Consider the following 11,640-nt stretch of genomic DNA (forward strand, 5'->3'; position numbering starts at 1 on the left):
AACTCCAGGCCTCGGCGGGGGCTCTCGTGATTGAACAAGATCCCCGAGCTGGCGAAGAGGTTGTAGCTCTCGCGATAGTTGACGGTGATGTGATGCCCGTACGCCTTGGCGACGCCATAGGGGCTGCGCGGATAGAAGGGAGTCGTTTCCTTCTGCGGCGTCTCGAGGACCTTGCCGAACATCTCGCTGGACGAGGCCTGGTAGAAGCGGATCGGGTTGTCCTTGCCGCCGACGACGCGGATCGCCTCCAGCATGCGCAGCACGCCGAGGCCGCTGACGTTCGCGGTCAGCTCCGCCTGCTTGAACGAGAGCGCGACGAAGGAGATGGCGCCGAGGTTGTAGACCTCGTCCGGCTGGCTGTACTCGACCGCGGCGATCAGCGAAGACATATCCTGCAAGTCGCCCTCGATCTGGTCGACGTAGCTCAGTTCCTCGCGCACGGCGTTGCCGCGGGGATTGTTTTGCCCCGTGACGAGGCCGAAGACCTCGTAGCCCTTCTCGTGCAGGAACTCGGCCAGGTAGCGGCCGTCCTGGCCCGTGATTCCCGTGATCAGCGCTCTCGGCACGCGGGCTGCTCCCGTACGGCTTGCAACGCGGCACACCGCGCCGGGCGGCGTTTCCCGGCTCACCGTATAGAGAACGCTGCTTAGCCTCAAGGCGTTGCACGATTTCGCGGCCGCGCAGCAGCAATGTAAGCCGGGCGGCGTGGTCTGGCCACGCCGCCCGGCTCCAGGCCGCTCCATCGGCTGTCCGCCCGCTACGTCGAGAGTAACCGTTCGAAGAAGGTGCGGTAGCGGCGCAAGGCAACACGCAACTCCTCCGTGGAAACGTCGCCGCCGCGGTCCCACTGCTGCTCAAGCCTGGCGCGCTCCTGCGCGAAGGTTTCTGCCAGTTGCTTGATCGCCTCGGCCACCAGGCCGTCGGCCTGTTGCACCGCCTTGCGCGGCTCATCCACGAAGCTCACCTGCACATCCGTCCAGCGCCGGCGCAGCTCACCGGTGAAGCGGTCGTCCAGCAGCCGCCCCTGCTGATCCAGCTCGCCGCCCGCGGGCATCTGTGACGCTTGCCCAACCGAGGCGCCGTCGCCCGCCATGCCCGGCTGGCGCGGCTGCGCGGTGGTCGTCGGCGTCTTGGCCTCGCGCCGTTCGGCGGCCGCGGCCATGTCGGCGGTGCTCAGGTTGGGATCGTTGCTGTTCTCAGCCATCGGTTCCCCCCATCGGTTCCGTCTGCGTATCTCGCATCTGTCCGCACTCCCATGGTTGGGCGCTACGCTGCGAGCAGGTCATCGAACAGCGAGCGGTAGTGCACCATCGCCTGGCGCAGATCCTCCGTCGTCGCCTCGCCGCGTTCGTTGCGCTCGGAGATGGCGTGCGCCTGGCGGTAGTCACGCACCACGTTGGCGTGATCCACGGAGACATCGGCGGCGCGCTGATCGAAGTCGCCGACGGGATAGCCGCGCGCCGTCATCGCCTGCTGCACGAGCCGGTCGGCCTCGGCGATCGCGTGGCCGGGCTCGTCCACGAAGTGCGCCTGCGTCGCGTGCCATTCGTCCGCAAAGCGCCGGCGGTCGTTCGCTTCCAGCGGGTGGATCTGTAATCCTTCCACGCGCTGCCGCCGCGCCTGCAATTCGTCCTCGGCGCGGCGACGGTCGCCGTAGGCGTTCACCGTGCGGTCGTATTCGGGGCCAAAGCCCTCGCGCAGCTCGCTGGTCTGACGCCTGCGCAGCGCCAGGCTGACGATCGCGGCGATCACGATCAACACGGCCACCACGATCGCGACAATGATCACGATCCAAAGCCAGACTGGCATCATCTCCCTCCGCGTCACCGTGCGGCCGCGGCGCCATCGGCCCGCGCCCGCCGGCTCTCGCTTCAACATCCCGCCGGAATCCCGGCGCGACATCCCTCCCTGGGACAGGTCGCTCCTACGCCAAACGAACGTCGCGGTCGGCGCCGGCCACCTGTCCGGGCCATTCCGCCATTCCGCCATTCCGCCATTCCGCCATTCCGATGAGGGGAGATCCAACGGGCCGCCGGTAAACGTAGTGGGTGCAAGACCCCGGGCATGCCGCCGTGGCGGCGATCGTCTCGTCGCTGGACGAGATCTTGCTGCGGGGCCGGTTGAGGCATCACCCGCGAGGCCGTTGTCCGAACAACGGCGCGTGTGAGCAACGCGAAAGGAGTACCTGTGATGTGCATCCGTGGCAGGGTGCCAGGTCGAATCGCGGTAACCGGGTTGCTCGCGGCAGTGCTTGTCCTGGCCAGCGCCGCGAGCGTTCCTGGCCGCTCGGCGTCGGCCGCCACGATGTGGCAGGCGCTCACTGGCGCACAGAGCGGCGATCATGCGATCCAGGCGCTGGCCTTCCTGCCCAACGAGCTCACCGTCGATGCCGGCGACAGCATCACCTGGACGTTTCCCACGGACGAGGTGCACACCGTCACCTTCGCCTTCGCCAACTCCGGCGTGCTCCTCGGCGGGCAGCAGTTCACCGTCGCGTTCGCCACGCCGGGCACATTCGCCTTCCGCTGCCTGATCCACAGCCACATGACCGGCACCGTGCACGTCCAGGCGGCGGGCGCTCCCTATCCGCACGACCAGACCTTCTACACCCAGGAGGGGCAGCAGCAAGGCCAGGCGCTGCTGGTGGACGGACACACGGATCGGGCGCAGCAGCAGCAGGCGGCGGCCGCCGGGCCCGGCCACCAGGCGGCGACCGTGGGCGCGGGTGAGATCAGCAGCACCAGCGGCGGGCAGCAGTCGTTCCTGATCGCGCGCTTCCTTCCCGGAACGCTGGAGGTGAAGGCGGGCGACACCGTGACCTGGACGGCGCTGGACCCGGCGACGCCGCACACCGTCACCTTCGGCGCCTTGCCTGTTCCCTTCACGAACCCCAACCCGATCAATCTCAGCGGTCCCGGCGAGCAGACCACGCTGAGCACGCCGTACCCGCAGTTGCTCAGCGGAACGACGGTCAGCTCCGGCTTCCTGGGCGCGTTCCCGGGCACGCAGGGCACCACCTTCCAGGTGACGTTCACGGCGCCCGGCACCTACCGCTACTACTGCGAGCTGCACCACGATCTGGGCATGACCGGCACGGTTATCGTGCACTGACGCGGCCTCACCCCCCGGCCCCCTCTCCAGGTCTTTCCATCGCGCGGAGCGCGATCTCAGATGGAGAGGGGAGGCGGCGGTGCTGGAATCCGATGAGGCTGACGCCTCCCTTCCGGCCGGCGGCCGCGCCTGAGCGATCGGCGCGGCCGTTGCCGCTGGCTGTGATCGGGCGTGCCATTTTCGCCGGCGGCCGGCGGTGGTATACCACAGGAGCGGCACGGGTAGACTACCCTGTGCCATGTCCTGCGAGCCGAAGCATCCCAGCAAGATGCTGCGGCGCGGGCACGGCGCCGAGGAGGAGCAGCGATGGTCGCGGAGGCAACGTCAACCAGCTGGCGCACCCGCTACGCGGACAAGCTCGTCTCGCCCGAGGAGGCGGTGCAGGTGGTGAAGGACGGCGACTCCGTCTGGCTCGGCGGCTGGACGGGCACGCCCGCCACGCTGGCGAAGGCGCTGGGCAACCGCGCCGGCGCCCTGCGCCACGTGGCGATCGAGACCTTCCTCTCGCCCTACCAGTGGGACTTCAGCGGCCGCGAGCAGAGCTTCTCCGTGCGCACGTTCTACGCCGGGCCGCTGGACCGCGAGGGCACGCGCAACAACCGCTTCGAGTACATTCCCCTCTGCCAGTGGCGCGAGGGCGAGGCGCCGCCCGGCATCGCCGCGCCGCACGACGTGAGCATGGTCAACATCTCGGCGCCCGACGACGAAGGCTGGTGCTCGTTCGGCGGCGCCGTCTGGTTCGCGCACTCCGTCACGATGAAGGCGAAGACGATCGTGGGCGAGGTGCACGAGGACTGGATCCGCACCGGTGGCCAGAACCGCGTGCACGTTTCGCAGTTCGGGCGGCTGGCGCTGGCCCAGCCCTCGCCCGAGCCGCCGGTGATGGCCCGCAGCGAGGAGACGATCTACGCCGCCGAAGTCATCTGCACGCTGCTTGCCAGCGAGATCGTCAAGGACGGCATGACGCTGCAGATCGGCGTGGGCGACGTCTCCGCGGCGCTGCTCGCCTACTTGGGCGACAAGCACGACCTGGGCATCCATTCGGAGATGATTCCGGGCGGCATCGTCGATCTGGTCCGGAACGGCGTCGTCACCGGCAAGCACTACACGCTGCACCCGGGCAAGGTTGTCGGCTCGGCGCTGGTGCTGATGCCGCGCGAAGACCTCGCGTTCATCGACGGCAACCCCATGTTCGAGCTGTACGACTTCACGCACACGGATGACCTGCGCAACCTGCTGCGTATCGAGAACTTCTTCGCGGTGAACAACGCCATGGAGGTGGACATCACCGGCAACGTCTGCTCGGAGACGCGCGGGCCGCAGGTCTACAGCGGGCCGGGCGGTCAGCCCGTGTTCGGGATCGCCTCGTCCACCAGCTCGGGAGGCTCGTGCGTCGTGTTGCCCTCGTCGCAGCTCGTGGACGGCGCGCGCTATCCGCGCATCGTCTCGCGGCTGGAGCACGGCGCCACAGCCACGCAGCACCGCGGCTACGTGGACTACGTGGTGACGGAGCAGGGCATCGCGCGCCTGCGCGGCAAGACGCTGCGCGAGCGCATCGGCGAGCTGATCAGCGTGGCGCACCCCGACTTCCGCGCCGAACTGAAGGCGGACGCGCGCCGGCTCTACGGCGTGGACGTGTAGGGCGTCCAGCGGCGATCCGCCCAGGGAGATTGGTACGATTGGCAGCAAAACGTACCTATCCTGTTCACAGATCGGTCATAAGGTACCAATCTCCTCAGCCTGCCGGAGACGGAACCCAGGGAGATACCACGGCAACATAGCGCATACCTGCGGCTCTGGTCTGGATCTTCCCGAGCGCATGGCCCGCGGGCTTGCCGTAGTGGGTCTCGATATCAGCCGAGCGATGCTGAGCATTGCGCGGGCCGCCGTGCCTGCTGCCTCCGGTCGTCTGCTGTGTGCAGACATGCGCCACTTACCCATCGCTACAAGTTCCATGGATGCAGTCTAGGCCGTTGGAAGCCTGCACCATCTGCCCAGGGCGAATCTTGTGAGCGCAGTGCTGGAGGTGGCTCGCGTTCTGCAGCCCGATGGTCTCCTCGGCATGTCGGTCGAGCGAGGTGGCTTTCAAGGATTCGTTGAATACCAGGAAGGCGTGGCGGGCCGGCGCTGGTATTCCCATTACGAAGCGGAAGATCTGCGAGCTGCCGTCGAGACGGCGAACCTCCACTTCGTTGACCTGTTCGTTGGTGGTCCCAGCGAGCACTCGGCCGGCTTTGTGGGACTCTTGATGCGGAAATGACACCGGCTGAGGGACGGGCGGGGACCGATGTGCTGTGGGATCCTCGGCGTGCCTGCGCCAATTGGACGATCTGCGTGGCGAAGGGCGCTAACGTATGGTCAGTCGTCTTGCCATGTACAATATGTACAATTCCCTCGCGCCGCTGCGTAGAACGGAGGTCCGGCCATGACCCGACGCATCAGTATTGCCGACGCGCGGGCGTCGCTCAGCGATGTCACCGGCTCGGTGTACCACACCGGCGAAACGGTGATCCTGGAGCGGCACGGCAAGCCGGTGGCCGTGCTGATCAGCCCGGCCGAGTACGAGCGCTACCGCGAATTCTTGAAGCGCGATCTGTTTGAAGCCATGCGCGAGCTGCAGGCGCTGAACGCCGACAAAGATCCCGATGAGGTGCTGGCCGACGTGACACGAGCGGTTGAGGAGGTCCGCCGCGAGCAGCGCGGGCAGAAATAGGCTGCGATGAATGGAGTCGCCCGCCTGCTCCGCGTCGTGATTGATACCAATCTGTTTGTGAGCGCGCTGATTCGCATGGGCAGCATCCCCGATCAGGTGATTACCGCCTGGCTGGAGCACCGCCTTTGGCTTGTGACCACGCGGGCGCTGAACGCCGAGATCGCCAACGTTCTTGCGCGCCCCTGGCTTGGCGAGCGCTACACAATTGACTCGGCGAGACAGCGCCGCTTTGTAGACGGTCTTGAAGCAGCCGAGCCGGTGCAGCCGCTCGCAGTTTTGCCGCTGCAATCGCGCGACGTTGCGGACAACAAGGTCTTGGCCGCGGCGCTCGGCGGCCACGCCGACTACCTCGTCTCCGGAGACAACGATCTGCTTGCGCTCGACGGCGATCCCGCGCTCGGAGTTCTGCGCATCGTGACGCCGGCCGCGTTTATGGAGCGCCTCGCGGCCTGGGAGCGCGAGGACCGTGAGCTGGGAGATTGATGCTTTCGTGGCATAAAGTACCAGTCTCCCGGCGAAGGTGACGCGAAGCATCAATTGCCCGCCGCCGGCTGGGCCTTGGCGGCGCCCAGGACATAAAACTCGATCGCGATGCCGTCCGGGTCGCGCACGGTGAGGCCGGCGCCGTGCGACCACTCCTCCGCCGGCGTGTAGTCGAGGCCGAGCTCGGCCAGCCGCTGCTCCCAGGCGCGCAGTTCGGCGCGGTCGGCGACGGCGAAGGAGAGATGGTCGAGTCCTGGGCGGCGCACGTCGAAGCGCTCGCCCGTTTGCGCGAGGTGCTGCGTCAGTCCGAGCACGACGCGGCTCTGCGGCTCCAGCAGGGCGCGGGCTGTGATCTGCTGCGCCTCGTCGCGGCCCTCCCAGACACGGCGCAGGCCAAGCACCTTCGCGTACCAGGCTTCGCTGGCATCGAGATCGCGCACCGTGAGTTCAACATGGGCGATTCCCTGGAGTGCAGGCATAACTCACCTTCGTGATTGGGTGGTTGGATTGAGCGGCGCCCCGCTGCCCTTCACTTTTACATACCATCAGACTGTATGTAAATCGCTGATGCGTGCGCTGCGCAGACGCACGCCGTACGGGTCGCCCGACGCCGGCGCCGCGCTCAGAAAATCCGCGTCCCCGGCGGCAGGCCCAGCAGCGCCCGTCCGGCGACCTCGTAGACCGGCTGCTGCACCATCATGTGCGCCGTGACCACGTGCACGTCACGGAAGCAGCGTTCGAGCGGGCTGCTCTCGTAGATGCTGCTGGCGCCGCCGGCGTTGTACATCAGGTCCACCGCCTGTGCCGCCTTGTGGGCGCCGTCCGCCGCGGCGAGGCGCAGCAGGGCGCGCTGCTCAAGCGTCGCCTTGCGTCCTGCCGCGACATCGGCCCAGACCTCGTCGATCGTCTGGTAGAGCATGGTGCGGGAGGAGCGCAGCAACGCCTCGGCGCGGGCCACGTCGGCCTGCACGGCGGCGCGCTCGCGCAGCAGGTTGGTCTGCCCGGCCGGCGTCTTCGCCTGCGCCAGCTCCACAAGCGTGTCGATCGCGTGCCGGGCGATGCCCAGCGCCACGGCTGCCTTCGCAACGGCCAGCGTGGCGAAAAACGGGAAGGCGTAGAGCGGCCCCGGCTCATACGGCGCCTCGGGGTTGAGGTTCATTACCCGACCCTCGGGCACAAACAGGTCCTGCACGGTCCAGTCGTGGCTGCCGGTGCCGCGCAGCCCCGCCGTGCGCCAGGTGTCGACGATCTGCACCTCGACGGCGGGGATCAGCGCCTGGCGCCGCTGCGGCTCGCCGTCCGGTCCCGTCTCGTCGCACAGCACGCCGCCGCCCACAAACCAGTCGGCCTGCTGGCAGCCGCTGCCGAAGGGCCAGCGCCCGCTCACGCGGTAGCCGCCGTGCACACGGCTGAGGCTGCCGAGGGCATTGATGGAGCCGGCCAGGATCGGCGTCGGCTTGCCGGCGAAGGCCGCCCGCGCTTCGGCGGTGGCGGCGAACCCGCTGAGCACGCCGGCGTCGCCCGTCAGCATCACGTTCCAGCCGGTGGCGCCGTCGGCGCGCGCGGCCTCCTCGACGACCCGCGCCGCCGTGGCGATCGCGACCTCCGGCCCGCCCAGCGAGCGCGGCGCATACATGCTGTACAGCCCCGCCGCGCGCAGCGCCTCCACCACCGGCCGCGCCAGGCAGCGCTCGCGCTCCGTTTCGTCCGCGTGGGCACGGATCAGCGGCGCGAGCGCGCGGGCGGCGGCGAGCAGATCGGGGGCGGCCGTGGCGGTCATCTGTGTCCTCCCGGCCAGTGCTGCGACGGACCTGGCCAGGACCGATGTGGATGCCGGCTACTGTAGCACGCCGGCCACGGTCCCGCGGCCGGGCCGCGCCGGTTTACAAACGCGGCGCACGCTGTTACCTCTTACGCATGGCCCGCCGCGCCTGAACCGGCGGGCCGGCGAAAGAGGGCGTCACCATGCCGGCACCGCTGCGCTTCGGCATCTTCCTTGCGCCGTTTCACCCCGCGGGCCAGAACCCCACGCTCGCGCTCGAACGCGATCTGGAGCTGATCCAGCACCTCGACCGCCTCGGCTACGACGAGGCCTGGATCGGCGAGCACCACTCCGGCGGCTACGAGATCATCGCCGCGCCCGAGGTCTTCATCGCCACGGCCGCCGAGCGCAGCCGCCACATCAGGCTCGGCACCGGCGTCTCCAGCGTGCCCTACCACCACCCGCTGATCCTGGCCGACCGCATGGTGCTGCTCGACCATCTCACCCGCGGCCGGGCGATGTTCGGCGTCGGCCCCGGCGCCCTGCCCTCCGATGCCTACATGATGGGCATCGACACGGGCGAGCAGCGGCGCATGATGGAGGAGTCGGTCGAGGCGATCGTGGCGCTGCTGGCCAACGACGGTCCGGTGAACCGCCAGACCGACTGGTTCGCGTTGCAGGACGCGCGCTTGCAGCTGCGGCCCTACACCTACCCGCACTTCGAGATCGCGATCGCGGCCACGATCTCGCCCGCGGGGCCGCGGCTGGCCGGGCGTTTCGGCCTCGGCCTGCTCAACATCGGCGCCACCTCGGCCCTCGGCTTCGACGCGCTCGGCTCCGCCTGGCAGATCATGGAGGAGCAGGCGCAGCGCTACGGCAGGGCCGTCGATCGCCGCGCCTGGCGCCTGGTCGGGCCGATGCACATCGCGCCGACGGTCGAGCAGGCGCGCGAGGAGGTGCGCTACGGCCTGATGGACTGGCACCGCTACTTCGGCCTGAGCGCCGCCTTCGGCATGAAGCCGGGCGACAGCCAGGACATCGACAGCGTGATCGACGCGATGAACGAATCGAAGTTCGGTGTGATCGGCACGCCGGAGATGGCCGCGGCGCAGATCGAGCGGCTGCTGGCGAAGACGGGCGGCTTCGGCAGCTATTTGTTCCTCGCGCACGACTGGGCCGACCAGGCGGCCACGCACCGGTCGTACGAGCTGTTCGCCCGCGCCGTGGCGCCGCGCTTCCAGGGTTCGGCGCAGATGACCGAGTATTCGTGGAACTGGATGACGGAGAACCGCCAGCAGTTCGGCTCCGCCATGGCCAACGCGCAGAAGAAAGCCACGGAGCAGTACCTGGCCGAGCGCGCCGCGCTTGTGGGGAATAGGGAATAGACGTGGCGGCAGACAGTCCGGTGAAGAAGCGAGCAATCGCTACTGTGCTCGGGATCGACTATAGCCGGGACGCCTCCCGGTATGGAGCCTTCCCGGCGCTGAAAAACGCGGCACTCGCGCTCGATAACATCGTTCGCGAGTGCTACCCACACGATGCGCTGCATGTCGTGCAGTATTCGGCCTATGCCCGCGAGATCTGGCGCGAGCAGCTTGCCAATCTCAATTGGCATGAGAGAGTGCCCGGAACCAACCTCCACGCGGCCCTGCTACTGGCGCAGGCAATCCTTAGGGAGTGTCCAACGAGAGGGCGCCGCATCATACTCTTGTCGGGCAGCGAACCGACTGCCCACTTCGAACGCGGTCGCTCGTATTTCGCCTATCCACCGTCTCCGGTAACCGTGCGTGAGACCATTCGCGCAGCACAGTGGTGCGCCGCCAACGGAACTGAGCTCACCGCATTCTGGGTCGGCCATGGCTCGTTCAAGTACGCCAAAGACTTCTACGATCGGTTTGCTGCCGAGGCGGGCGTGAAGGTTATCCGGCCTTCGCTCGAGCCGCTTTCGAACGCGGTGATGGAGGCCTACGAGCGAGGACGCGGATCGGGTGGGGCGGCGTGAGCACGAACTGGGTGCTTGTAATTCCAACCAACCCCACCTGGGTGCCGGGCGCCGAGACCGCGGCCGCCGCTCTTGACCTCTATCGCACGCTCTTCCCGCTACACTCCGGCGATGGCGGGATTTGCGCCAAGGTCTACGACGAGATCACATTCGTTCACCAGGGCGCCAACTGGGAGGAACTGCGCTGTCCCGCCTGCGCAGCCATACTTGATGCTGGCTGGTGGCAAGAGCGGATGGACGAGGCAAATGCCATGAAGTTCACGCAGCTTGCTGTCTCCACGCCCTGCTGCGGCGCGCAGACATCGCTCAACGACCTTGCCTACGACTGGCCGGCGGGATTCGCCCGGTTCGTGCTTAGCGCGGAGAACCCGGAGCGCGGTTGGCTGAACGCCGAAGAGCTAAGCGCGATCGCCGCCGCGCTCGACCATCCGGTCCGCCAGATCCTCAGGCACATGTGAGACAGTTGAGATCGTGAGTGACCCGCCTGCCGTCGTCCAGATCCGCCGCATTCTGGCGCATGAGGGGATGCGGCTGCGCGAGATCCGCTTGCGGGCGCTGGCAGAGGCGCCCACGGCGTTTGGCAGCACGCTGGCCGAGACCGAGCAACGGCCCGACGCCGTCTGGAGCAAGCGCGCGAGCGGCGCCGCGGCCGGCAACATCGACGCGCTGTTCGTGGCCGAAGACGGCGGGCGTTGGCTGGGCCTGGCGGGCGGCGTGGTCGACGAGGAGACGCCGCCGGGCGAGGTCGAGCTGGCCTCGATGTGGGTCGATCCGGCCGTGCGCGGCCGCGGCCTCGGGCAGCAGCTGATCGAGGCCGTGGTCGCCTGGGCACGGGCGGGCGGCGCCGGCCAGTTGCGGCTCTGGGTCACGGTGGGCAACGCGCCGGCCATCGCATTGTACGAGCGCCACGGCTTCGCCTTCAGCGGCGACACGGCGCCGCACCCCTCGAACCCGGCGCTGCGCGAGGCGCTGATGCTGCGGCCGCTGCCGCCGGAAGCCTGAGCGCCGCTACTCCAGCTCCACCTGCATCGGCTCCAAAAAGCGCACCGCAAGGTTGTAGAAGCCGACGGCCAGCGCCAGCTCCACCATCTGCTCGTTGCCCAGGAAGGCGTGGCAGGCGTCGAACACGGCGTTGGAGACGCGCACGTCGCGCGTCACGGTCTCCGCGTAGCGGATCACGGCGCGCTCTTGCTCATTGAACGCCGGGTGGCGCTCCCACACCGGCAGCGCGTCGATCTGCTGCTCCGTCACGCCCACGCGCCGGGCGATGGCGATGTGATGGTCGTACTCGTAGACCGCCTCGGTCACGCGGCCGACGGTGAGGATCGCCAGCTCGCGCAGGTGCGGGTCGAGCTGCGAATGGTTCAAGATCGCGTTGCCGAGGCGCAGGAACTGGTGCAGCGAGTTCGGACTCCAGGCCAGCGTGCGGAAGATGTTGCCGACACGGCCGCCGTCGCGGGCCAGGTTGTCGAACAGGTAGCGGTACTGCTCGGGCAGCTCCTCGCGGGTGCGGTAGGGCAGGCGGGCCATGCGCGGACCTCCTTGGAACGTGTGGGAACGTGTGCGGAC

General features: G+C 68.3%; 15 protein-coding genes. 9 read left to right on the forward strand and 6 right to left on the reverse strand.

The window, feature by feature from the left end; all coding sequences use genetic code 11:
* The 3 genes from VKV26_01980 to VKV26_01990 all read right to left on the reverse strand — a co-directional run.
* The coding region (locus VKV26_01980) for a GDP-mannose 4,6-dehydratase (GenBank protein ID HLZ68655.1) at positions 1 to 566 on the reverse strand (566 nt) is incomplete at its 3' end.
* A gap of 191 nt (positions 567 to 757) precedes the next feature.
* Positions 758 to 1,204 carry a hypothetical protein gene (locus VKV26_01985; GenBank protein HLZ68656.1) on the reverse strand — a complete coding sequence of 149 codons (447 nt, stop codon included), beginning with the start codon at positions 1,202 to 1,204 and terminating at the stop codon, positions 758 to 760.
* Between the two features lie 62 nt (positions 1,205 to 1,266).
* Positions 1,267 to 1,809: a hypothetical protein gene (locus VKV26_01990; GenBank protein HLZ68657.1), complete on the reverse strand. Its 543-nt coding sequence runs from the start codon at positions 1,807 to 1,809 to the stop codon at positions 1,267 to 1,269.
* A gap of 381 nt (positions 1,810 to 2,190) precedes the next feature.
* Between VKV26_01990 and VKV26_01995 the strand changes: the two genes are divergently transcribed.
* The 5 genes from VKV26_01995 (at position 2,191) to VKV26_02015 (ending at position 6,307) form a co-directional block, all read left to right on the forward strand.
* Positions 2,191 to 3,111: a plastocyanin/azurin family copper-binding protein gene (locus tag VKV26_01995; GenBank protein ID HLZ68658.1), complete on the forward strand. Its 921-nt coding sequence runs from the start codon at positions 2,191 to 2,193 to the stop codon at positions 3,109 to 3,111.
* Between the two features lie 306 nt (positions 3,112 to 3,417).
* Entirely contained in the window at positions 3,418 to 4,752 is a 1,335-nt protein-coding gene (locus VKV26_02000; protein ID HLZ68659.1) for an acetyl-CoA hydrolase/transferase C-terminal domain-containing protein, read from the forward strand.
* Between the two features lie 367 nt (positions 4,753 to 5,119).
* Complete coding sequence (locus VKV26_02005) at positions 5,120 to 5,371, forward strand: hypothetical protein (protein HLZ68660.1); 252 nt, start codon at positions 5,120 to 5,122, stop codon at positions 5,369 to 5,371.
* A 165-nt stretch (positions 5,372 to 5,536) separates the two neighbouring features.
* Positions 5,537 to 5,824, forward strand: coding sequence for a type II toxin-antitoxin system Phd/YefM family antitoxin (locus VKV26_02010; GenBank protein ID HLZ68661.1), 288 nt, complete (start codon positions 5,537 to 5,539; stop codon positions 5,822 to 5,824).
* 6 nt (positions 5,825 to 5,830) lie between these two features.
* Positions 5,831 to 6,307 (forward strand): putative toxin-antitoxin system toxin component, PIN family, encoded by a 477-nt coding sequence (locus tag VKV26_02015; protein ID HLZ68662.1) that lies wholly within the window; start codon positions 5,831 to 5,833, stop codon positions 6,305 to 6,307.
* A 50-nt stretch (positions 6,308 to 6,357) separates the two neighbouring features.
* On the opposite strand, the gene VKV26_02020 is transcribed toward VKV26_02015, so the two are convergent.
* Together VKV26_02020 and VKV26_02025 are read right to left on the reverse strand one after the other, a co-directional pair.
* Complete coding sequence (locus tag VKV26_02020; GenBank protein ID HLZ68663.1) at positions 6,358 to 6,786, reverse strand: VOC family protein; 429 nt, start codon at positions 6,784 to 6,786, stop codon at positions 6,358 to 6,360.
* 143 nt (positions 6,787 to 6,929) lie between these two features.
* Positions 6,930 to 8,087: an acyl-CoA dehydrogenase family protein gene (locus tag VKV26_02025; protein HLZ68664.1), complete on the reverse strand. Its 1,158-nt coding sequence runs from the start codon at positions 8,085 to 8,087 to the stop codon at positions 6,930 to 6,932.
* 185 nt (positions 8,088 to 8,272) lie between these two features.
* On the opposite strand from VKV26_02025, the gene VKV26_02030 reads away from it, so the two are divergent.
* Genes VKV26_02030 through VKV26_02045 form a run of 4 tightly spaced genes read left to right on the forward strand, consistent with a single transcriptional unit; the run spans position 8,273 to position 11,073 of the window.
* Complete coding sequence (locus VKV26_02030; GenBank protein HLZ68665.1) at positions 8,273 to 9,454, forward strand: LLM class flavin-dependent oxidoreductase; 1,182 nt, start codon at positions 8,273 to 8,275, stop codon at positions 9,452 to 9,454.
* 2 nt (positions 9,455 to 9,456) lie between these two features.
* Complete coding sequence (locus VKV26_02035) at positions 9,457 to 10,071, forward strand: hypothetical protein (protein HLZ68666.1); 615 nt, start codon at positions 9,457 to 9,459, stop codon at positions 10,069 to 10,071.
* Positions 10,068 to 10,529, forward strand: coding sequence for a hypothetical protein (locus VKV26_02040; protein HLZ68667.1), 462 nt, complete (start codon positions 10,068 to 10,070; stop codon positions 10,527 to 10,529). The genes VKV26_02035 and VKV26_02040 overlap by 4 nt, the downstream gene beginning before the upstream one ends.
* Before the next feature lie 13 nt (positions 10,530 to 10,542).
* The gene (locus VKV26_02045; protein ID HLZ68668.1) at positions 10,543 to 11,073 is read left to right on the forward strand and encodes a GNAT family N-acetyltransferase; all 531 of its coding nucleotides are present in this window, start codon (positions 10,543 to 10,545) and stop codon (positions 11,071 to 11,073) included.
* Positions 11,074 to 11,079: 6 nt separating this feature from the next.
* On the opposite strand, the gene VKV26_02050 is transcribed toward VKV26_02045, so the two are convergent.
* A complete protein-coding gene (locus VKV26_02050; GenBank protein HLZ68669.1) occupies positions 11,080 to 11,601 on the reverse strand; it encodes a carboxymuconolactone decarboxylase family protein in 522 nt (173 codons plus the stop codon).
* Positions 11,602 to 11,640: the final 39 nt, after the last annotated feature.

It is taken from the genome of Dehalococcoidia bacterium (genome assembly GCA_035310145.1).
Lineage (GTDB): Bacteria > Chloroflexota > Dehalococcoidia > CAUJGQ01 > CAUJGQ01 > CALFMN01.